General features: G+C 44.2%; 22 protein-coding genes. 14 read left to right on the top strand and 8 right to left on the bottom strand.

Annotation, left to right across the window (positions count from 1 at the left end; genetic code table 11):
- Positions 1–242: 242 nt before the first annotated feature.
- Positions 243–776 carry a DUF3267 domain-containing protein gene (locus tag ABVF09_RS16110; RefSeq protein WP_026771778.1) on the bottom strand — a complete coding sequence of 178 codons (534 nt, stop codon included), beginning with the start codon at positions 774–776 and terminating at the stop codon, positions 243–245.
- A gap of 282 nt (positions 777–1,058) precedes the next feature.
- Between ABVF09_RS16110 and ABVF09_RS16105 the strand changes: the two genes are divergently transcribed.
- Positions 1,059–1,397 (top strand): DUF1878 family protein, encoded by a 339-nt coding sequence (locus ABVF09_RS16105; RefSeq protein WP_035426472.1) that lies wholly within the window; start codon positions 1,059–1,061, stop codon positions 1,395–1,397.
- Here ABVF09_RS16105 and ABVF09_RS16100 read toward each other — a convergent pair.
- Positions 1,394–1,924 (bottom strand): GbsR/MarR family transcriptional regulator, encoded by a 531-nt coding sequence (locus ABVF09_RS16100; RefSeq protein ID WP_051382097.1) that lies wholly within the window; start codon positions 1,922–1,924, stop codon positions 1,394–1,396. The two genes, ABVF09_RS16105 and ABVF09_RS16100, sit on opposite strands and share 4 nt — an antisense overlap.
- Before the next feature lie 429 nt (positions 1,925–2,353).
- Here ABVF09_RS16100 and ABVF09_RS16095 point away from each other — a divergent pair, with 429 nt between their 5' ends.
- The 3 genes from ABVF09_RS16095 to ABVF09_RS16085 all read left to right on the top strand — a co-directional run bounded on the left by ABVF09_RS16095 (position 2,354) and on the right by ABVF09_RS16085 (position 5,414).
- Complete coding sequence (locus ABVF09_RS16095) at positions 2,354–3,553, top strand: quaternary amine ABC transporter ATP-binding protein (protein WP_026569123.1); 1,200 nt, start codon at positions 2,354–2,356, stop codon at positions 3,551–3,553.
- Positions 3,546–4,403: an ABC transporter permease gene (locus ABVF09_RS16090; RefSeq protein ID WP_026569124.1), complete on the top strand. Its 858-nt coding sequence runs from the start codon at positions 3,546–3,548 to the stop codon at positions 4,401–4,403. Before ABVF09_RS16095 ends, ABVF09_RS16090 begins: the two co-directional genes overlap by 8 nt.
- A gap of 75 nt (positions 4,404–4,478) precedes the next feature.
- Positions 4,479–5,414, top strand: a complete 936-nt coding sequence (locus ABVF09_RS16085; RefSeq protein WP_371069635.1) for a glycine betaine ABC transporter substrate-binding protein — start codon at positions 4,479–4,481, stop codon at positions 5,412–5,414.
- A gap of 127 nt (positions 5,415–5,541) precedes the next feature.
- Here the strand turns inward: ABVF09_RS16085 and ABVF09_RS16080 are convergent, their stop codons facing one another.
- The 3 genes from ABVF09_RS16080 to ABVF09_RS16070 form a co-directional block, all read right to left on the bottom strand.
- The gene (locus ABVF09_RS16080; RefSeq protein ID WP_371069634.1) at positions 5,542–5,778 is read right to left on the bottom strand and encodes a hypothetical protein; all 237 of its coding nucleotides are present in this window, start codon (positions 5,776–5,778) and stop codon (positions 5,542–5,544) included.
- A 271-nt stretch (positions 5,779–6,049) separates the two neighbouring features.
- Positions 6,050–6,424, bottom strand: a complete 375-nt coding sequence (locus ABVF09_RS16075) for a YtxH domain-containing protein (protein WP_026569127.1) — start codon at positions 6,422–6,424, stop codon at positions 6,050–6,052.
- A gap of 86 nt (positions 6,425–6,510) precedes the next feature.
- Positions 6,511–6,939 carry an HIT family protein gene (locus ABVF09_RS16070; protein WP_026569128.1) on the bottom strand — a complete coding sequence of 143 codons (429 nt, stop codon included), beginning with the start codon at positions 6,937–6,939 and terminating at the stop codon, positions 6,511–6,513.
- 1,064 nt (positions 6,940–8,003) lie between these two features.
- Here ABVF09_RS16070 and ABVF09_RS16065 point away from each other — a divergent pair.
- From ABVF09_RS16065 to ABVF09_RS16055, 3 genes are read left to right on the top strand one after another with little or no spacing between them, the layout of a single operon-like run.
- Positions 8,004–8,747: an ABC transporter ATP-binding protein gene (locus ABVF09_RS16065; protein ID WP_026569130.1), complete on the top strand. Its 744-nt coding sequence runs from the start codon at positions 8,004–8,006 to the stop codon at positions 8,745–8,747.
- The gene (locus ABVF09_RS16060; RefSeq protein ID WP_153462325.1) at positions 8,740–9,954 is read left to right on the top strand and encodes an ABC transporter permease; all 1,215 of its coding nucleotides are present in this window, start codon (positions 8,740–8,742) and stop codon (positions 9,952–9,954) included. The genes ABVF09_RS16065 and ABVF09_RS16060 overlap by 8 nt, the downstream gene beginning before the upstream one ends.
- A gap of 13 nt (positions 9,955–9,967) precedes the next feature.
- A complete protein-coding gene (locus ABVF09_RS16055; protein WP_153462323.1) occupies positions 9,968–10,684 on the top strand; it encodes an EcsC family protein in 717 nt (238 codons plus the stop codon).
- A 1-nt stretch (position 10,685) separates the two neighbouring features.
- Here the strand turns inward: ABVF09_RS16055 and ABVF09_RS16050 are convergent, their stop codons facing one another.
- Positions 10,686–11,855: a M20 family metallopeptidase gene (locus tag ABVF09_RS16050; RefSeq protein ID WP_026569133.1), complete on the bottom strand. Its 1,170-nt coding sequence runs from the start codon at positions 11,853–11,855 to the stop codon at positions 10,686–10,688.
- 273 nt (positions 11,856–12,128) lie between these two features.
- Positions 12,129–12,569, bottom strand: a complete 441-nt coding sequence (locus ABVF09_RS16045; RefSeq protein WP_035426474.1) for a ferritin-like domain-containing protein — start codon at positions 12,567–12,569, stop codon at positions 12,129–12,131.
- Between the two features lie 134 nt (positions 12,570–12,703).
- Between ABVF09_RS16045 and ABVF09_RS16040 the strand changes: the two genes are divergently transcribed.
- The 6 genes from ABVF09_RS16040 to ABVF09_RS16015 all read left to right on the top strand — a co-directional run bounded on the left by ABVF09_RS16040 (position 12,704) and on the right by ABVF09_RS16015 (position 17,130).
- On the top strand, positions 12,704–13,360 hold the full coding sequence (locus ABVF09_RS16040; RefSeq protein WP_051382096.1) for a phosphatase PAP2 family protein: 657 nt from the start codon (positions 12,704–12,706) through the stop codon (positions 13,358–13,360).
- Positions 13,361–13,551: 191 nt separating this feature from the next.
- A complete protein-coding gene (gene liaF, locus ABVF09_RS16035; protein WP_026771774.1) occupies positions 13,552–14,325 on the top strand; it encodes a cell wall-active antibiotics response protein LiaF in 774 nt (257 codons plus the stop codon).
- Between the two features lie 12 nt (positions 14,326–14,337).
- Complete coding sequence (locus ABVF09_RS16030) at positions 14,338–15,375, top strand: sensor histidine kinase (RefSeq protein WP_026569136.1); 1,038 nt, start codon at positions 14,338–14,340, stop codon at positions 15,373–15,375.
- 29 nt (positions 15,376–15,404) lie between these two features.
- Positions 15,405–16,037 carry a response regulator transcription factor gene (locus ABVF09_RS16025; protein ID WP_026569137.1) on the top strand — a complete coding sequence of 211 codons (633 nt, stop codon included), beginning with the start codon at positions 15,405–15,407 and terminating at the stop codon, positions 16,035–16,037.
- Positions 16,038–16,210: 173 nt separating this feature from the next.
- Positions 16,211–16,648 carry a disulfide oxidoreductase gene (locus ABVF09_RS16020; protein WP_026569138.1) on the top strand — a complete coding sequence of 146 codons (438 nt, stop codon included), beginning with the start codon at positions 16,211–16,213 and terminating at the stop codon, positions 16,646–16,648.
- A complete protein-coding gene (locus tag ABVF09_RS16015) occupies positions 16,645–17,130 on the top strand; it encodes a thioredoxin family protein (RefSeq protein ID WP_026569139.1) in 486 nt (161 codons plus the stop codon). The genes ABVF09_RS16020 and ABVF09_RS16015 overlap by 4 nt, the downstream gene beginning before the upstream one ends.
- 151 nt (positions 17,131–17,281) lie before the next feature.
- Here the strand turns inward: ABVF09_RS16015 and ABVF09_RS16010 are convergent, their stop codons facing one another.
- A complete protein-coding gene (locus ABVF09_RS16010) occupies positions 17,282–17,779 on the bottom strand; it encodes an antibiotic biosynthesis monooxygenase family protein (RefSeq protein ID WP_026569140.1) in 498 nt (165 codons plus the stop codon).
- Between the two features lie 265 nt (positions 17,780–18,044).
- Between ABVF09_RS16010 and ABVF09_RS16005 the strand changes: the two genes are divergently transcribed.
- Positions 18,045–20,207 (top strand): transglycosylase domain-containing protein, encoded by a 2,163-nt coding sequence (locus ABVF09_RS16005; RefSeq protein WP_371069633.1) that lies wholly within the window; start codon positions 18,045–18,047, stop codon positions 20,205–20,207.
- The last annotated feature ends 32 nt before the right edge of the window (positions 20,208–20,239 follow it).

Genomic DNA, 20,239 nt, shown 5'->3' with positions numbered 1-20,239 from the left:
CACTCATATCCCTCTCTTTTTCCTTTGGTGTCAGCAACTTTAGGGTAACAAAGAGAGAGGGAATGAGTTGCACACTGCAGGAACACCCATCACAACAGGGGACACCACCACATTCAGTATAGAGCCAGAAGGCACCAACCGCTTTCTTGCAGCTTGCTTTTTGCTAATCAAAAAAACCGAACGAATTGTGGACTCGTTCGGTTTTATGTTGGTCACGATGCTTTTGTTCCAGGCTCGTGTAATTAAATTAAAATATCATAACCGTCTTTGGCATTTTCGATGATGCACTTGCGTGGCGCTTTGACTACATGACTGGCATACAAAAAGTCTGTAAAAGAAAGGGCGATGTTAACAGACAAGAAAAGCAGGAAATAAACATAATAACTAATGAATACATAGCTTGAAACCAGTCCGGCGGCGGTTACCAACAATGCAGGCGCCAATAAAATGAACAATGATGTCGTTTTGGACATTTTCGATCTTGTCCGGAAAGAAAAAGTCGGAAACAGTCCCAGTTTCATCTTCCAGTTAATTTTCACTCGTTTATTTGTCAGTATTAATGGTAAAATATGTGTAAGTTTATGAATGGTCGGCAAAAAAATCAGCCCGACAATCAAAGGGATTATCCCATGGTCCTTTACTGTTCCTGCTTCATGGATCATGGAAAAAATTAAATAAAAGAAAATGAATGCCATCATACCTGTAAGCATGGATAGTATATATATACGATTGATACCGAATTCTTTGTATAAATTGATAGTTTTCCAGCAATTCATTTTTTATCCCCCTTTACTCGGCTGTCACATGGTTGTATGGGGCGGCATCACGGCCTTGCCCTCAACGAATGATAGTATGTTTCCGGGGAAAAATCAATAGCTTTTTATGAAAAAAAATATTAATTTATAGTCAGAATTTTCGTTGGTATCTCAAGCCCCGACAGGACGGGGTTTTACACGGATCCGTGCCGGGTAAAACATCCTGTCCGCGCAGCTGTTTTTTTATTTCTGTTTAAGGCTGGATAATATATAATTACGATATGAGGCTGGAGGGGAAAACGTATGGGCATCGATAGAAATGAAACAATCAACTTTCATCTTCACTTACTGTTGAAAATCAAAGAAATTGATCAGTATCCTTTTACAAAGTTAGTCATAGAAAAAGAACTGACCCAGGAAGAGTATCGCGATCTTATCCAATGGACGGATTACCTACATAAAGAATTCCTGGCGCAGACCGAAGAAGGATTCCTGGACGTAACTCCACTGCTGATAAAGTTCGTGGGAATGCTCCATTATAAACTGGAGCCTCGCCAAACGATAGAGGCATTAAAAAAGGAAGGTTATTACCCTTCCTTGATGGATGCGTTCTTGAAGCTTCCGGTCTTGAGTTGTACCTAATGGTTAAGCTTTTGGTCAATAGATGTGGAAGCTGTGGGCCTTATTCTTAAAAAAGCCTTTTCCAGCAGCTCGTGAAACGCTATCATATCTTTCAGGCGGTCATTCAATACGTCGATTTCTTCCGATTCAGCCTTGATTGACAACCTTCCTGTATTTTGAACGAGTAGTGTTTCGATTTCTTCCAGTGATTGTTTTTGCCTGTTTGCGGCATCTACCCATTTATGAATGAAGGCAGACATGAACTTCCTGTATAAGTTTTCATCTGCGCGGTAAAAATCTTTTCTTTCCCCTTTTTTCCACACACGTTCTACTAAATTCAATTCTAAAAGGGTACGTATTCCGGTGCTCATAGAGGTTTTGCTTTTCCCCAACGCTTCACTCATTTCATCCAGGGTCATAGGAACTCCTTCTAAATAGAGTAAGGCAAATAGCCGTGCCTCTGAAGGGGTAAGGCCGAACATTTCTACTGTTTTGGCAAATTCCGTGGTGATTAATTCGTTGAGATCTTCTAGATTGTAATCCGACATAGGATCCTCCCTCAAAGCTTTTTACAGGTGTCCTGACAAGCATCCACATCCCGGGTCCCTGTATATTCTCAGCACTGCCTGCCAAAAAATTAAATTGCATGATGCATCATAGGTTACACTATTAGCGTATTTTTTAAAATCATGTCATCGGACAGATATATGGAGCAATTCCAAGGAATTCAAAGGAAAAACCGGCAAAAGTTTGTTCAGTTTAAACTGTATGAAAAATATATACAAAATTAGTGGTTTGTTACGTTTGAATTTTATACCCGAATAGGGATATAGTATTAAGAGTGATTGATTTGGTGTTCGGATTTTTCCTTTTCTAGTAGTAGGAAAGTAATGGATGAAACAGATAAACCAAATTCAACGTAGAGTGCGGTAAAAAGCGCACGTCGACAAAACAACAGGCTAAGAGAGGTGAATGACATGCCGGTAATTGAAGTTCAAGGTTTATCCAAAGTATTCGGCAAAAATAATAAACAGGCGCTGAAGCTGTTGGATCAAGGAAAACCAAAAGATGAGATATTGAAAGAGACTGGCAATACAGTTGGTGTAAACCGGGCATCCTTTGAGGTCGAAGCAGGTGAGATTTTCGTTATCATGGGTTTGTCTGGTAGTGGTAAATCAACGCTGGTGCGTCTTATCAATCGACTGATTGAACCGACTGAAGGAAGCGTCTATATTGATGGGGAAGATTTGGCGAAAATGGATAAAAAGAATCTTCGCCGAGTCCGCAGGGAAAAATTGAGCATGGTATTCCAGAAATTCGCATTGTTCCCGCACCGCACGATTTTGGAAAATGCCGAATACGGCTTGGAAATTCAAGGTGTGGATAAAGAGGAAAGAAGCAAAAGAGCGAAGGAATCATTGGAAATGGTCGGATTGGGCGGTTATATCAACCAGCTTCCGGCTCAGCTTTCCGGAGGCATGCAGCAGCGTGTCGGCTTGGCACGGGCATTGGCAAACGATCCGGAAGTCCTGCTTATGGATGAAGCTTTCTCCGCGTTAGATCCACTGATCAGAAAAGAGATGCAGGATGAGTTGTTAGATTTGCAGGAGACGATGAAAAAGACCATCTTATTCATCACTCATGACTTGGATGAGGCGCTGCGGATCGGAGACAGGATCGCTTTGATGAAGGATGGATCGATTGTTCAAATCGGTACACCGGAAGAAATCCTGGTCAATCCTGCCAATGACTATGTAGAAAAGTTTGTGGAGGACGTAGACCGCTCGAAAGTATTGACCGCACAGCACATCATGAAGCGTCCGGAAACAATCAATATCGAGAAGCACGGCCCGCGTGTTGCACTAGAACGAATGAGGGAAGAAGGACTCTCCAGCATTTATGTAACGGACAGAAAGCGAAATATCAAAGGATATGTCACAGCGGATGACGCTTCCGATGCAAGAAAACGTGAAATCACTGATCTTACTGAAATATTGAGGACGGATGTACCGCAAGTGGGACCGGAAACTTCCATGCACGATATCTTTGAGATCATTCACGATTCACCGGTGCCTGTCGCTGTGGTGGAAGAAGGCAAGCTGATGGGCATTATCGTTAGAGGAGCAGTCATATCCGCTCTGGCCGGGGAAACAGAGGTGATCAGTGAAGATGCTTAATTTCATGGAAAATGTTACACAAATACCAATAGCTGATTGGGTATCGACGTTTACCGATATTCTGACAGACACTTTTGCATTTTTGTTCGATCCGATCAAAAATGATTTCGGTGCTTTCATGGAGTGGCTTGCCGAGCTTTTAGCTTCCATTCCACCAGTCATCGTCATTTTATTAGTAGTGATCCTGGCGTTTTTCGCCAGTGGCAAGCGGTTCGGTTTGGCGGCCTTTTCTTTGATCGGTTTGCTGCTGATTTGGAACCAGGGACTTTGGGAAGAATTAATGTTCACCTTTACGCTTGTGTTGGTGGCAAGTCTACTGTCGATTATAATCGGCGTCCCGTTCGGCATTTTGATGTCCAAGAGTAAAACAGCGGAAGCTATTATTACGCCGATACTTGACTTTATGCAGACGATGCCGGCATTTGTTTATTTGATTCCGGCGGTAGCCTTCTTCAGTATCGGGATGGTACCAGGTATCTTTGCTTCTTTGATATTCGCCACACCGCCAACTGTTCGATTCACCAACCTTGGAATCAGACAGGTTTCCAGTGAATTGGTGGAAGCATCAGAGGCGTTCGGCAGCACTGGTTCCCAGAAATTATTCAAAGTGGAACTGCCGATGGCGAAGAAGACAATCATGGCCGGCATCAACCAAACGGTCATGTTGGCGTTGTCCATGGTGGTTATCGCTTCGATGATCGGAGCGCCGGGACTTGGCCGTGAAGTGCTGTCATCCTTGCAACGTGCTCAAGTTGGAACAGGATTCGTTGCAGGTCTGGGAATTGTTATCCTGGCTATTATCATCGACCGATTCACTCAAAGCTTGAATTCCCAAAAAGGGGATGCGTAAAACCTATAGTTGGCCACTTTTCTACGGAAAAGTTAACCATAATAAATATAAAGTTAAAGGGGAGTATGATTAGTTATGTTTAAACTTAACTTAAAACGTCTCGGCCTTGCAGCCGGACTATCTTTCACTCTAGTAGCTGCCGGCTGTGGATCTGATGACGGTTCTGATTCAGATAACGCAGGCAGCGACAATGGCGGCGGTGAGACAAACTATAGTGAAGAAGTGGATTACACCATCACTGGCATCGAGCCAGGTGCCGGTGTCGTACAAGCCGCTGAAGATGCTACAGAAACTTACGACAGCCTTGCCGGCTGGGAAGTGGAAACTTCTTCAAGTGGCGCAATGGCAACTGCATTGGGAGAAGCAATCGACAATGAAGAGCCAATTGTTGTTACAGGCTGGACTCCACACTGGATGTTCGCAAAGTATGATCTTAAATATCTAGAAGATCCTGAAGGTTCTTTTGGAGAAGCAGAAGAAATCAAAACCATGGTTCGCCAAGGTTTGAAAGATGACATGCCAAATGCATACAAAATCCTTGACCAATTCAATTGGGAATCTTCCGATATGGAAGAAGTAATGCTGGAAATCAGCAATGGTACTTCTCCGGAAGATGCTGCTGCTGCTTGGGTGGAAGACAACTCTGATAAAGTTGCTGAATGGACTGATGGCACAGAAGAAGTAGATGGTACAGAAATCGAACTTGCTTACGTGGAGTGGGATTCTGAAGTAGCTTCTACCAATGTCATGAAGAAAGTCCTTGAGGACCAAGGATTCAAAGCGACTATTACACCACTTGACAATGCTGTAATGTGGCAAGCGGTAGCAAACGGTGATGCAGATGGAATGGTAGCTGCTTGGATGCCGGCTACACATGCTGCTCAATTTGAAGAATATGGTGACCAAGTAGAAGATCTTGGAGCAAACCTTGAAGGTGCAAAAATCGGCTTGGTTGTTCCAAAATACATGGAAGGCGTAGATTCTATTGAAGATCTACAGCCTGCTGAATAAGTAGTTAAAACAAAAGCATAGTGTTCAGAATAAAAACCGAACGATTCTTCGTTCGGTTTTTGTCCTTTTCTAATGAATTGCGCTCCGCTCCGGCAAGGTACTTCGCTTTCCGCGGGCACGGCTTCAGCTAACTTGGCAAAGAATACCACTTTGCCAAGTGGATTTTCAGCTCGCGCTCATCCCGCAGGAGTCTGCGCACCTTGCCTCCATTGGATGAAGGTGGTTTCTCTTCTGGCGTGATTTCCGTTTTTCTATTGCTGTTTCGGGTAGAAAGCCAAACCGCATGGAAATGGGGAGTCCTATGCTGTTGATCTGCACCCTCCAATTTCTGAAGAATCAGCTGCTGATTTCTCGTATTCGTCACTGTTTAGAAACCTAATGTCAATAGAAGAATACGGTTCTATTCATTGTGTCCTGAAATGTTCGTTATCGTATTGGAAAACGTGCCAAGGTTCACTGTTGACCTTGTGATGCTTGTTTTAATGCATCAAACACAGTGTATTTCCAAAATGCAGAGACGGTTCTCATGAAAAATTGCAGTGTTTCCCGGTTGCCTGGTTAAAATGTTCGATACTCACTTTTCTATCAAAAAAACTGCCCCAAAGTCTCGTCTAGGACAATTGGGGCAGTCTTTTTTATGCTTGATTCGACTTTTGCTTTTGCGTTTTCTCTTCCAGTTCTTTTAAACTGTCTTCGATTTGTGCTAAATACGTCTGGATGTTTTTCTGATGTGGTTCAATCGTATTCTTCCAGGATTCGATCGACGATTTCATATCAGCCGACAAGTCCTTGATCATTGTTGCTCCTTCTTTGGAAGTCTGCGTAATTTGTTCCTTCAGTTGGAAACCTTCCTGTTTCAGTTTTTTAAATGTGTCCATTAAGTCATCTCTCCGCGCATTTACTTGGCCGCGGATTTCTTTTCCTGAAGACGGTGTGCTAAGCAAGGCAGCTGCGGCGCTTACCGCTCCGCCAATTACAAAGCCTAATAAAATCGATTTGCTGTCAGCCATGACATACTACACCCCTTTCCCTATTATTATACTTATTTTCTCGAAAAATTCCGAGCTGAAACTACTATTTTCAAGCTTCGACTTGCCTATAGATAATTTCCGATCGTTCCGGCGATTTGCTGAAGATCATCCTGTGAATAGGAATTGGCATTTGTCTTCCAAATGGCATCAAACCCGTCACCTTTTCCGTATCGGGGAATCAGGTGGATATGCAAATGGAAAACCGATTGTCCTGCAGGCTCTTCATTGTTGTTCAGCAAGTTAAGACCGACCGGCTGGAAAGCTTCTTTAATGGCAGTCGCTACTTTCGGGACTTTTTTGAACAATTCCTGGGCGACCTCCGGCGGTGTTTCATAAATGTTTTTCGCATGTTTCTTGGGAATGATCAGCGTATGGCCTTTCGTTACCTGGCTTAAATCAAGAAAAGCATAAACATGCTCATCTTCATACACTTTTGCAGAAGGTATTTCTCCTGCCGCTATTTTGCAGAAAATACAATCCTCCGTATGGCTCATCCAATCGCTCCTTCTATGTAATAAACTCTTTCAACCATTGTATAAAGGAAAGATGGCCTGTGTAAAGCAACTATACCTGTAAAAAAAGCAAACGGACCGTCCGCAGCAGGAAAAGTCATCCGGTTGGACTTACCTGCTTTGGAACGGCCCGCTGCCGAAGAAGAAGGATATTCTAAGCATCTGTAGAATAACTTGTAATCAAGATGAATCAAAGGTGATTCAGTCAATTACTCATGAAAACCTTTCGTCAACACCCCATTTGACTGAAGTAGTCGCTTTCCTGTAAGGAAAAGGTTTAATAAGTTTTCTTTAGATGGTCGATCACCAACACCTCATTCCGAGTAGTGGAGATGTAATCCTTTCTTCTTCCTCTACAGTTTGTGTCAGTTGTAGCAATCGTATTCACTGTTTTTTTGGTAAAACCCGTCATTAAATGATAAAATTTTATTGATTGAATGAATTTCATAAATCTAAGCCCTTGCGGCCCAAGGTTTCCAGAACATAAAAAAGGAGTACCTCCCCAAATCTCGAAATAGTTAAGTAGCGACAAAACATTTCAGATTGGAGGAGAACTCCCTATGTCTATTATACGACACGGAAGCAGGTTCGTTATCGTACTGGAAAACGTGCCAAGGTTCACTTTGACCTGGTGACGCTTGTTTTTCATGCATCAAAATTAGCTGCAGATCGTATTATTGCGCAGTTAAGAAAATGTCAATTTGCATAAGTTATTTTTAAAAGTGGTTTTTCTTATAGATCTACCTTTTGATTAAAAATAGGAACAACAAGATAATCATTGAGTAGCCTGAATACCCGTAGGCTCCTGCGGGTATTGGAAGATCGGCAAGACCCCACAGGGCTCTGCCCGAGGAGGCTTGCCACTCCCCCCTCGGAAAGCGGAGGGTATTCGGGCTACGGGCTAATGACAAAACGCTATAAGGCTGCATTTTTAAAAACATGTTTATAAATTCTGGACAACTCTGTAATTTTAAAAAGAGCAATGAAATTGATTCGATTAAAAATGCACGAAAAGAAATGATGTTGAGAGAAAGCGGGGGAAGTACTTGGAACCTTTATTGCATATTGAAAAGTTATCTGGTGGGTATACACATAAAAATGTTCTGCACGACGTTTCCTTTGATGTTTTCCCACAGGAAATCATCGGTTTGATCGGTTTGAACGGGGCTGGAAAGAGCACGACAATCAAGCACGTTATCGGATTGATGCAACCGAAGCAGGGGAGAGTCGCCATTGAAGGGAAAACCTTTCAAGAAGCCCCTGAAGCTTATCGCAGCAAGTTCACCTATATACCGGAAATGCCCGTCCTTTATGAGGAATTGACGTTGGAGGAACATCTGCGCTTAACGGCAATGGCTTACGGGGTGGATGAGAAAACCTTTCAAAAGCGTTTGCCGCCACTTTTAAAAGAGTTCCGGCTTGAAAAGAAGATGAAGTGGTTCCCTGTTCATTTTTCGAAAGGGATGCGGCAAAAGGTCATGATCATGTGCTCTTTTTTGGTTGATCCTCCGCTGTATGTCGTCGACGAGCCTTTTGTCGGTCTTGATCCTTTGGGAATACAATCCTACCTGCAGTTGATGAATGATGTGAAGGCAAGAGGAGGCGGTGTGCTGATGTCCACCCATATCCTGGCCACCGCGGAACGTTACTGTGACCGCTTTGTTATCCTGCATGATGGAAAAATACGTGCACAAGGTACCTTGGAGGAGCTGCGGAACCAATTCGGCATGGAACAAGCAGCACTTGATGATTTGTATGTTGAACTGACAAAGGAAGATGGCCATGTTTGATGCCAACCAGTTTTTTAAAGACAGGTTTTCTTCTCATATGAAGGAGATCAGTCGTTATTTAAGGTACATATTCACTGGCCACCTGGTGATTGCCATGTTGTTTTTCATTTCGGCTATGGCCTACTATTATCAGCGCTGGCTTGCCGATATACCTGATAATTTCCCGGCAGCCCTGGTGATCGGCATTGTTTTTGGTATCATTGCTGCTTACAGTCCTGTCCGGACATTGTTAAAGGAAGCGGACCTTGTTTTCTTGCTTCCGGCTGAGACAAAAATGGGACCGTACTTTCGGAATGCGTTTATTTACAGCTTTGTCATACAGCTTTATCTGCTGGCACTCGCCGCTGCTGCATTGGCTCCCTTATACCATGCGGTCTATGCAGATAGTGAGGGACCGGCCTACTCCCTGATTTTGCTTTTGTTTGTTCTATTTAAAATCTGGAATTTGACTGCTTCGTGGTGGATATTGAGAGTGCGCGATGCCAACATCCGGCTGCTGGATTTCTTCGCCAGAATCCTGCTGAATGCAGCTGTTTTTTATTTATTTGTCAGTGGAGAAAATCTACTGGCGGGGATTGTGACATTGTTGCTTGCCGGCGTCTTTGTATATGATTACTTTTTGGCGCGGAAAAATAGCGGTCTGGCTTGGGATCTCCTGGTGGAGAAGGATAATGCCAGAATGCGATCTTTCTACCGTCTTGCCAACATGTTCACTGATGTACCACATCTGAAAAACCAAGTGAAAAAACGGCACTGGCTGGTATCGTTGCTGGTAAGGCGTATCCCCCTCCAGCAGGACCGGACATTTTCCTATCTTTATCGTATCACTACTGTAAGAAGCATTGACTATCTTGGCATGTATTTACGCTTGTTTGTTATTGGCGCGCTTGCAGCATTTTTTGTGCCGAATGTGTGGATGAAAGTCATCTTTTGCCTGCTGTTTCTTTATTTGAGCGGATTTCAGCTGACGAGTTTGTGGCAGCACCATCGTACGGTGGTTTGGCTTGATTTGTATCCCGTGAAAAAGGAATGGCGGAGCGCTGCGTTGCTTCGATGGATGTTGCAGTTGATGCTTGCCCAGACATTTCTGTTTGGCGTGTTGTTTGTATTTATGCAGTTGTTCACGGGATTGTTGATTGTATGGGCTGCCGGAACGGCTTTCAGTTATTGGTTTGTCAACGGCTATGTTAAAAAGCAACTTGCATAAGGAGCGCATGTCCATGACTGAAATCGGAAAATATGAAAAACAAGCATTGTTAGAAGCGCGCCGGTTCGTTCATTTGGCAGGTAAAAAATCCTCGCTGATCCAACGGAGTTCTAAGCAGCTTCAAAATAAAATCAACCAAAAAATCCCTGATCAGGCCCATCAGCTTGTGACGGAAAGTATTCGATCTATGATAGAACTGTCTCTCACTTCCTCCAAATTTATTTTGCCGGTCGAAACTATCGGACTTGTTACATTGGAAGACAAGGAAATTGCCATCAAGCACCGGCTCAAACAGTATAAGCGGACAGCGATGCTGGAAGGAGCCGGCACGGGTGCTGGCGGAATATTGCTCGGCCTGGCTGACTTTCCGATGTTGCTCAGTATCAAGATGAAGTTTTTGTTTGATGTCGGCCAACTTTATGGGTTTGAGGTTAAAAAACATGAGGAAAGGGTGTTCTTGCTGCATGTGTTTTTACTTGCTTTTTCGAGTGATCGGAAAAGGGAGGAAGTGTTGCATATGCTTGTGAACTGGAAGAATGAAAAGGAATGGAGCCGCCAAGTGGATTGGCGTACATTGCAGCAGGAGTATCGGGATACCATCGATTTGGCAAAGCTTCTGCAATTGGTTCCCGGCTTCGGCGCTCTGGTCGGAGCCTTTGCGAATGGGAGGTTTCTGGATAAATTAGGGGAGACGGCCATCAATATGTACCGTCTCCGTTTGTTAACCTGATTCATTTTTCCTGATAGGCTTTGAAGGTTTGTGCCAATGCTTTTGCTGCGAGTGGCAGGGCCCGTTCATCAATATCGAACATAGGATGATGATGTGGGTAATAATGGCCTTCCTTCTGCGCCCCTGTAAAAAAGAAAGCACCAGGCTTATCTAAAATGTAATAAGAAAAGTCTTCGCCGACCATCCCCGGCACCACTTCCCGAGAACGTTCCACACCTGGCACCTGCTCAGCAGCTTTCAGAACAAGTGATGCTTCTTCCGGATGATTGATGACAGGCGGATAGCCCTTTTCATAATTAAATTCATATCCGGCGTCATAACCGACACAAACGCCTTTGATGACTTTCTCCATCTCGTCGATAATCAGGTTCTGAATTTCCGGGTCGAATGTCCGCACAGTTCCAGTGATTTTCGCTGTATCGGCAATAATGTTGAATGTGCTCCCGGATTGAAAGGTGCCTATTGTCAAAACCGCCGTGCCGAGTGGGTCGATTCTGCGACTAACGATATTTTGCAATGTAGTGACAAGCTGTGAACCAATCACGATTGCATCCTTCGTCTGGTGGGGCTGTGCACCGTGGCCGCCTTTTCCTTTTATATTGATTTCAAAACGGTCGGCCCCTGCCATAAACTCTTTCAAGGATGTTTCGACTGTACCAAGTGGAGTATTGGACCATAGATGGGTACCGAATACTGCCTCTACATCATCGAGGATTCCCGATTCCATTATTGATTTCGCACCGCCGGGAGCCAGTTCCTCTGCATGCTGATGGACAAATACGACAGTGCCTGGGAGCTCCTCCTTGAATTCTTGGAGAACTTTGGCGAGGACGAGCAACGTCGCTGTATGGCCATCATGGCCGCAAGCATGCATGACACCATCCACTTTCGATTTATAAGGAACATCTTTCTCATCTTGGATCGGGAGGGCATCAAAATCTGCGCGCAGAGCGACCTTCTTCCCCGGCTTTCCTCCTTCCAGGGTGGCAACGATGCCATTGCCGCCGACTTTCGTCTGATAAGGAATTCCCAGCTTTTCATATGTATCGGCAATATACTGGGACGTTTTTTCTTCCTGGAAAGACAACTCTGGATATTGGTGCAGATACCGGCGGATATCGACCATTTCCTGATAGTTTTCATCTAACCGAGTCATGACTTCATTCCACAAAACTATTCCCCCTTTACCTTTCCAACCAGTATACCACAGCAGTGGTGGATGAAAAGTGAAAACACTAGCTGACGATTCCTGAAACAACTGCTGGAGATGGAATGTTTGGCAAACGGCGGTACAACATGGATCCACTAGCAAAAAACCGAACGGGATTCAAATGGTTCAAGTTCGAATCATCGTTCGGTTCAGCTTTTTATATTACTTTCTCATTCGTTTTTTGCCGTATGGTAATGGTGGCTTTTCATCCATCTTCAGATGTACGTATGTTGGTCAAGCCAGTCTGGAGTCAGAAAGAAGACGATCGATTTCTTCCTTGTGGCCGGTTTCGTCTGCAATCATATCTTCTAACTTCACGACTAACTCTGTATAGCCTAGGGCCTCGGCTTGCTTCTTGCGTTGTTCATAACGCTCGATTGTTTCCTGTTCAGCCTTACGTGCTTCTTCCAACATTGCTTTCACTTCTGTCAACTGTTTAACTTCAGCAGGTTTCGTTGTCGGGGTACCGCCCAGTATCGCTATTTTATCCGACAAATACAACGCATGGCCGATCTCGTCGTTGATTTCATCCTCGAAGAAAGGTTTTAATGCGGAGCGATAGAGTCCGGAAACGACAGCCGCGTTGTACGTGTACATAATCGTGGCTGCATATTCGTTTGCGAGATCTTCATTCAATCCATCGATCAATTCTTGTAATTGGGCATTGTCTGCCATTAAAATCATCCTTTCTCAACGTAATTCATTTTGGCATAAATACAATTCCCTGGTAGTTTTTTTATAAACATTACGGGAATTTATAAACAGACTGAAAATAACAATAGTAGTAGAAAGTCTAAAAGGAGCAGAGTATGAAAAAACGAACCTATTTTTTTCTATCTTTTTTACTGTTGGCAATAGTGTCCAGTGTTTTTATTACCCTGGAAGTGGTAGTTAGAGAAGAACCAATACTGGATCGGTGGACAGCACCGGCCGTCGAAGGGCTTGACCAGACCTTTTTGTTCTTTGTATTCCGCTGGTTGACAGAATTGGGTTCTGGCACGTTTCTCACCCCTTTTACAATAGCTGCAGCACTGTTTCTGATTCTATACACACGTGATTGGCTAGCTGCACTTATGCTGGCTTCGGGAACTTTGCTCGGTTATCGGGTGAACCATTGGATCAAGCTGGCTGTCGAGAGAGAAAGACCGCGGTTATTTTCGGAGGCAGAAGGGGTGGGGTACAGTTTTCCTTCCGGGCATGCCATGGTTTCCCTGATTGCATACGGCCTGCTTATCTATTTTCTGTTGAGATATGTTAAGTCACAGAAGGCAGCGCTGTTCCTCAATATTATCGGCATCTGCCTCATTTTGTTGATCGGTTTGAGCCGTTATGTGATCCGTGTCCACTATTTAACCGATGTGCTCGGAGGTTATGCTTTTGGATTCATTTTTGTTTCCGTATGGATCGGTTTTTATTCCTTTTTGCGACATCTAATCAAACCGAAATATCGCCGTCTCCGACTCTAGACGGAGACAATCCCCTTCCACCGGTCGTTCAAGCCTGGTGGGCTTTTTTTTATAATAATCCTAAGAAGAAGTGAAACGGCCATCCTTCCGTTTTCAAGAAAAAGGATCATGCATTGGTATATTCGTTTCTATATAAGCAGGGATTTGGCCGTCCGGACCCGAATATTGAATGGATGAGGGGAGAATCACAAATGAAAAACAGCCAAATAGTGCGCAGCATTGCAGCCATAGCCATTATTTGTTTCGGAGCTGCGCTGGTATTAGCAAACATCGGCATCATCTCTTGGGATTTAGCGGAGGCTTGGTTATATATTTATCCTGCTTTTTTTGTGGTACTTGGATTAAAATGGACCTGGGATGGCATCAGGTATAAAAACGGCATCACCTTTGGTTCATTTTTGATTGTGTTCGGAGGATTATTGCTGCTTGACCGGTTTGGGCTTATTCCGTTTTCCTTCATGGATGTATATAAATTATGGCCTCTGCTTCTTGTTTACTTGGGCTTCAGCATTTTTGGAAGCTCGACAAAGAGGAAGCGCAAGCGAAAATTCCAATTCATTTTTGACACCGATGATCAAAGAGCGAATAAAAAAATGCCCAAAAAACAGCGTCTGGCTGTAGGGGAGCATAATTTCAGCGAACCAAATTGGCGGGTGGAACCGATGGATTTGTGGAATGCCGTCGGGGATTATCATATTGATTTTACAAAAGCATTCATTCCCGATGAAGAAATTCCGATAAGCATTCAAGGATGGGCAGGGGATATCCGGGTGCTGATGCCGGAAAATGTCGAAATGTCGATCCAGGCACATGTAAAGGCAGGGGAAATCAATGTCTTTGGCATGAATGCAGAAGGCATGAACCGGGAAATTTTTTATGAAACACCAAATTACGATCAGGCTACTCGAAAGCTTGATATTTTCTTAAGTATAAAGGCCGGATCAATCCGGGTGGACAGGGTTTAGGGGGGACGGAATATGTTGAAACGCTTGAATACGGTCCGCTATACCTATATCCGTTCGCTGTTATATGGGTTGTTTTTGACAACAATCACTCTGCTTGCCATTCTCTTATCGGTATTCGTCCTGTTTCAGCCGGAGTGGCTCGATGTGACCAGCATTTTTATCACGATTTTGTTGTACATATGTTTTGGTGTGTTCATCTCTATTTATGTTGGCTTTAAATCAAGCAGTGACATGAAAGATCGGATGGATTATTTGTCGGTTTTGATCACACAGTTATCCCGTGGCAACTATACTTCCCGTGTTTATTTCAGTGAAGAAGATGAGATTGCGCGAATAGGCGATGAATTGAACGAACTGGGAGAAAAGTTGCAGAATCAAGTGAAATCACTGCAAAGGATGGCCGACGAACGAGCGGAGTATGCAAAGTCTGCTCATAAGGCAGCTACCATAGAAGAACGCCAGCGTCTCGCCCGTGATTTGCATGATGCGGTCAGTCAGCAGTTGTTTGCCCTCACGATGATGTCTCAGGCATCTCTACGTCTGTTCGACCGAGACCCTGCACAGGCCAGGGAGCAATTGGAAGAAATTTCGGATACTGCGTTGAAAGCCCAAACGGAGATGCGGGCATTGCTCCTTCACTTACGTCCGGTTGATTTGTCAGGTCAGCCATTGAAAAAAGGGGTGCAGGAGCTCGTGGCAGAACTGCGGCAGAAATGCCAAATCAACTTTCAACTTAAAGTAGAGGAAATCGAAGCACTGTCGGCGACCGCTGAAGAACACTTGTTCAGGATTGTACAAGAGTCGTTGTCGAATACATTACGGCATGCGGACGCGACGGAAGTCACGCTTCAGATTGTGGAAAGGCACAACGAGTTATTTTTACATATAGCTGATAATGGAAGTGGATTTGACGTCAATACCGATGAACGCAAAAAAACTTCTTATGGCTTAAAAACAATGAAAGAACGCTGTGAGGAGATTGGAGGAACTTTCTCTATCCGCTCTCAAGTCGGGGCAGGTACACATATTGATATCAGAATACCATTATAATGACACCAGAGGGGAAAGGAAGCGGGAGGATGATCAAAGTAGTTGTGGTAGATGACCACGAAATAGTCAGAAAAGGCGTGATTGCCTATTTGAAAACAGAGCCGGGCCTGGAAATAGTCGGAGAAGCTTCCAGTGGCGTACAGGGGGCAGCGGTCGTAAAAGAGACGAAGCCGGATGTAGTTCTTATGGATCTCATCATGGAAAATGGAACCGGAATTGAAGCAACCAGGGACATCATGGGTTTTAACCCGAATTGTAAAGTAATCATCCTGACTAGTTATTATGATGATGAACAAGTTTTTCCTGCCCTGGAGGCGGGGGCTTACAGTTACATGCTGAAAACGTCCAGCGCGGATGAGATTGCGGCTGCTATCAAAAAGGCGGCAGAAGGGGAACCGGTGATTGAACCGAAAGTGGCGAGTAAGATGATGACCAGCTTCCGACCGTCAGCAATCAAGCCGCATGAGCAATTGACCGAACGGGAACTGGAAGTCCTCATGTGCATCGGTGATGGCTTGACCAATCAGGAAATCGGCGAAAAACTGTATATCGGGATTAAGACCGTAAAAACGCACGTAAGCAATATTCTGAGCAAGCTTGAAGTCCATGATCGGACCCAGGCGGCTGTCTACGCACATAAGAATGGACTGTTCCGTAAGTAAGGAAGGCAGGAGATGGCTTGTAGGAGGGAAAATCTTACATGCCATTCCTTTTTTAAAGAATAAATCAGCTCTCAAAAAAGGTGCCTCGAATTTTGTTCGGGATATTTTCCCTTTGTTTTTGCTCCCTTCGCTAGTATAATGTTTTTGAATGCGTTTGGAGAGAGGGGTATTTCATGGCAGATAATCAACAAACAAAAGAAAACATTCTGTTGATCATATGGGGACAAGCCGTAGCAGCAATGCTCGGAAGTTTGTTTTTTTCAGAATTCATGGGATACGAGCCCTGTGAGTTATGTTGGTATCAACGAATCCTTATGTATCCGCTCGTCATCATTTACGGATATGCAGCTATAAAAAAAGACATCCGTTTTGGGCTGCCTGGATTAATCATGAGCGGAATAGGCATTTGTGTTTCGACCTATCATTATTTGATCCAAAAGCTTCCTGCTCTTCACGAAGCGGGGGAATCTTGCGGATTGGTTCCTTGTAACGGCCAGTATGTCAATTACTTTGGCTTCATCACCATACCGTTTTTAGCCTTGATAGCTTTCATTGTCATTTTTGTTTTCCATATTATTTTGCTTTTGCAACAAAGGAGAGGGAACGAGTGAATAAAAAAATGTGGATTATCCTTGGGGTAATCGTTGTGTTGATCGGCGCTTTGATATTCGTCGTCAGTTATCAAAATAGCCAGAAAATGGCTGACAATCCTTATGGAAAAGAAAATCTGCGCCAATCTACCATCGATCAGTTGGATGATGAACTATATCAAAATCAGATTTTACCGGATGAATTGGAAGAAAAACTCGATAATAAAGAAGATGTCACCGTCTATTTTTACAGTCCAGAGTGTATTCATTGTCAAAAAACGACCCCTGTGATTGTACCAATGACCGAAGAATACGGAATCGATTTGAAAAAATTGAACATCCTGGAATTTCAAGAGCCGTGGAAAACCTATCATATAGAAGGAACCCCCACTCTGATTCACTTTGAAAACGGAGAGGAAGTCGCGCGAATCAGCGGCGAACAATCCAAGCCAACGTGGGAAAACTTTTTCCAGGAAAATGTGCTGGATGGAGAAGAACAATAAGGCAAGCGAGACTTGGACAAAAGTGTCGTGACCATTTAAAAACCGGACGATTAAACATTCGTCCGGTTTTTACTTTGGCGACCATGCTTTTGTCCAGTACTGCATTTTTGCCTTAAAGAAAGACTGCTTTTGCCATTTTTATAGCAAATATTTAAGTCGGTTCGATCATATTGGCTTCTGTTGTATAGGATGGGCCTGCATGGTAAGGAGGCCGCTTTTTAGACTTGGAGGATGAATGAGCTGCAGCAAACGCGTCGGAATCCTTCCAATTTTGATAGCTTTCTCTCGAATCCCATTGAACCATCACCACATATTTGTTTCCCTGCAGGGGCCGCAAGACACGAAGTGCCTGAAAGCCGGGGATATCGTTCATGGAACCGGCCCGCCTCTTAAACTGGTCTTCGAAAATCGGTTTTCCCTCGTAGGTGACGGGAATATTGTTCATAACCACAAAACCGCTTTGTTGAAGATCGCCATCCGCCACAAAGCTTTCATAATCCCGCGCCTGTTCAAAAACAGAAGATTTTTTTCCTTCATAGTAAGCTAGTGTGGAATCACCTGCCTGCATCAAATAAATCGGAATATCAGGATGGTCTGATTGAATTTTCACGAGGAAATTATAAGTCCCGTTCGTTATATGCGCTTTCATTTTCGCTCGCCTGCCTTTTGGTAAATGGTTGGTATGCATTGAATATACCCTATCATAGTGAAGGGTATTCTTCCTGTTTAATTCAAGCTTAGCAAGCAGATCAAGTCCATGCAAGCATCTTTGCGGATACAGATGGATTAAAAAGTTTGGCCACAGATCGAGGCGTCTAACGGGCAACTTTCTGTTTATCGGGTGTGTGATCTATCGTATAATGAAAAGAATGGCTTTGCCTTAGCAGTAGAAAGATTGAGTAAAGGTGGAAATTATGAACATAGATATTTACTTGAAGTGGATCATCCGCTTGAAATGGCCGCTGATGATTGGTGGTGCTATTTTTTTACTCGGTTTGGCCGGGTACCTGACTATTCTGTTCGGTGGCAGATTTGTAGTGGATGAGCAGGATTTGATATTGCCTGCGGCTACAGTAGTGGAAACAAAAGATGGGGAGAGAATCGGAGAGATCTATGATGAATACCGTCGTCCGGTGACGATTAAACAGATCCCCGACCATGTGGAAGACGCTTTTGTGGCGATCGAAGACAATCGTTTTTACGAGCATGCCGGAGTCGATTTCAAATCGGTGACAAGGGCTGTTTTCCGGGATATTGTTTCTATGGAAAAAGCGGAGGGCGGCAGTACTATAACCCAGCAGCTGGCGAAAAACTTATTTTTGCATAATGATAAGACATGGATGCGAAAAACGAAAGAAGTTATGGCTGCGATTTATCTGGAGAGGAACTTCAGCAAAGATAAAATTCTGGAATATTATTTGAATGAAATATATTTTGCCCATGGAATATACGGTGTCGGAGCGGCAGCTGAATTTTACTTCAGTAAACCGGTTGACGAACTGACCATCACAGAAGGGGCGTTGCTTGCGGCAATGTCGAAAGCACCTAATACCTATTCACCGCTGATAGATGAAGACAAGGCAAAAGAGCGGCGTGATCTGGTATTACAGCAAATGAACCGGCTTGATATGCTGAAGACGCAAGAAACGCTGCAGCTACAAGGGAAAACGCTGGGAGTCGATCAGCAGGAAGAGGAAGATAACCCATGGGATGCTTCCTATATGGATTTGGCAATAAAAGAAGCAGCGGAAAAATATCAGCTTACACTTCCGGAACTGAAGCGGGGCGGTTACCGGCTTGTCGTCAATGTCGACGAGACAGCCCAGCGTACTGCCTATAAACATTTTCAGCAAGATGAGTATTTTCAAGGATCGGCATCAGGGGTGGAAGGGTCCTTTGTGTTGATCAATCACGAGACGGGCGAAATAGCTGCTGCAGTCGGTGGTCGTGATTATCAAATCGGCAACGTAAACCGCGTTACAACCCCCAGACAGCCCGGTTCTACCATGAAACCACTTGCTGTGTATGGCCCTGCAATGATGTTGGAAGAATATACGCCTTATTCTCTGCTCACCGATGAAGAGCGGAGTTATGGGGATTATACTGCCCGAAATTACGACGGCAGCTACGGAGGAAAGGTGACGATGTATGAAGCACTGCAGGAATCGAAAAACGCGCCGGCAGTGTGGTTATTGAATGAAATAGGAATTTCCTATGCAAAAGAATATTTAGAGAAGATGGACATTTCGCTTCCTGATGATGGATTGGCCATTGCACTCGGAGGTCTTGAGAAAGGGATGTCCCCGTTACAGCTTGCCCAGGCTTACGGAACCTTTCCGAATGGCGGAAAAATGGAGGACGCTATGGCCATCAACAGCATTTATGATCGGGATGGAGAACTGCTGGAAAGTCAGACCAAAAAGCCTGAGCAGGTGTTTTCGGCTCAGACTGCGTGGAATATGGTTCGCATGCTGGAAGCAGTGGTCGATAAAGGAACAGGAAAAGCCGGCAACTATTCTGGGGCTTTGGCCGGAAAAACCGGCTCCACCCAACATCCATACGCAGAAGGGAAAATCAAGGACGCCTGGTTCGCCGGCTTCACACCGGAATATACCAGTGCCCTTTGGATTGGCTATGACCAAGTGGATGATTCGCGTTACCTGACGGCGGGGAGCGATGTACCCACCAAATTGACAAAAGCGATTTTAAACGATCTAGGAAAGCAAGAGAACTTGGCCGATGTGTTTGAACAGCCGGAAAATGTCAAAGATGTAGAAGAACCAGTCGAGTTGCCCGAAATTACAGATTTGTCCGCCGGTTATAGTTTTGGCGGCTTGTCGTTGGTGCGCGGGAAATTGACATGGACAGCTTCCACGGATGATCGGGTTCAATACGAAGTCTATCGCGTCAAAAATGGGAACGAACAAAAAATCGGTGAAGTGGAAGGAAAGGGAACCTATCAAATCAACCATATCGGATTATTTGATCAAGCTTCTTATTATGTAGTACCTGTCGACCCGCTGACAGGCCAGAGAGGAAAAGCATCTAATCAAGCCGTGATATCTCTTGACTTCTGATAATGGGGATTAGGGTGTTAACTAGTTGAAAA

Origin of the sequence: Sediminibacillus sp. JSM 1682029 (assembly GCF_041366435.1) — a bacterium.
Lineage (GTDB): Bacteria > Bacillota > Bacilli > Bacillales > Amphibacillaceae > Sediminibacillus > Sediminibacillus terrae.
Note: the sequence above shows the minus strand (reverse complement) of the source record. Positions and strands in the feature narration are given on the sequence as shown.

Excerpts from the sequence above, each read along its gene's own strand:
- ABVF09_RS16090 (WP_026569124.1), top strand. The coding sequence starts at position 3,546 with ATGCTTAATTTCATGGAAAATGTTACACAAATACCAATAGCTGATTGG.
- ABVF09_RS16020 (WP_026569138.1), top strand. The coding sequence starts at position 16,211 with ATGGCAGATAATCAACAAACAAAAGAAAACATTCTGTTGATCATATGG.
- ABVF09_RS16100 (WP_051382097.1), bottom strand. The coding sequence starts at position 1,924 with ATGTCGGATTACAATCTAGAAGATCTCAACGAATTAATCACCACGGAA.
- liaF (WP_026771774.1), top strand. The coding sequence starts at position 13,552 with ATGAAAAACAGCCAAATAGTGCGCAGCATTGCAGCCATAGCCATTATT.
- ABVF09_RS16095 (WP_026569123.1), top strand. The coding sequence starts at position 2,354 with ATGCCGGTAATTGAAGTTCAAGGTTTATCCAAAGTATTCGGCAAAAAT.
- ABVF09_RS16005 (WP_371069633.1), top strand. The coding sequence starts at position 18,045 with ATGAACATAGATATTTACTTGAAGTGGATCATCCGCTTGAAATGGCCG.
- ABVF09_RS16105 (WP_035426472.1), top strand. The coding sequence starts at position 1,059 with ATGGGCATCGATAGAAATGAAACAATCAACTTTCATCTTCACTTACTG.
- ABVF09_RS16025 (WP_026569137.1), top strand. The coding sequence starts at position 15,405 with ATGATCAAAGTAGTTGTGGTAGATGACCACGAAATAGTCAGAAAAGGC.
- ABVF09_RS16085 (WP_371069635.1), top strand. The coding sequence starts at position 4,479 with ATGTTTAAACTTAACTTAAAACGTCTCGGCCTTGCAGCCGGACTATCT.
- ABVF09_RS16070 (WP_026569128.1), bottom strand. The coding sequence starts at position 6,939 with ATGAGCCATACGGAGGATTGTATTTTCTGCAAAATAGCGGCAGGAGAA.
- ABVF09_RS16030 (WP_026569136.1), top strand. The coding sequence starts at position 14,338 with ATGTTGAAACGCTTGAATACGGTCCGCTATACCTATATCCGTTCGCTG.
- ABVF09_RS16055 (WP_153462323.1), top strand. The coding sequence starts at position 9,968 with ATGACTGAAATCGGAAAATATGAAAAACAAGCATTGTTAGAAGCGCGC.
- ABVF09_RS16110 (WP_026771778.1), bottom strand. The coding sequence starts at position 776 with ATGAATTGCTGGAAAACTATCAATTTATACAAAGAATTCGGTATCAAT.
- ABVF09_RS16010 (WP_026569140.1), bottom strand. The coding sequence starts at position 17,779 with ATGAAAGCGCATATAACGAACGGGACTTATAATTTCCTCGTGAAAATT.
- ABVF09_RS16075 (WP_026569127.1), bottom strand. The coding sequence starts at position 6,424 with ATGGCTGACAGCAAATCGATTTTATTAGGCTTTGTAATTGGCGGAGCG.
- ABVF09_RS16040 (WP_051382096.1), top strand. The coding sequence starts at position 12,704 with ATGAAAAAACGAACCTATTTTTTTCTATCTTTTTTACTGTTGGCAATA.
- ABVF09_RS16045 (WP_035426474.1), bottom strand. The coding sequence starts at position 12,569 with ATGGCAGACAATGCCCAATTACAAGAATTGATCGATGGATTGAATGAA.
- ABVF09_RS16060 (WP_153462325.1), top strand. The coding sequence starts at position 8,740 with ATGTTTGATGCCAACCAGTTTTTTAAAGACAGGTTTTCTTCTCATATG.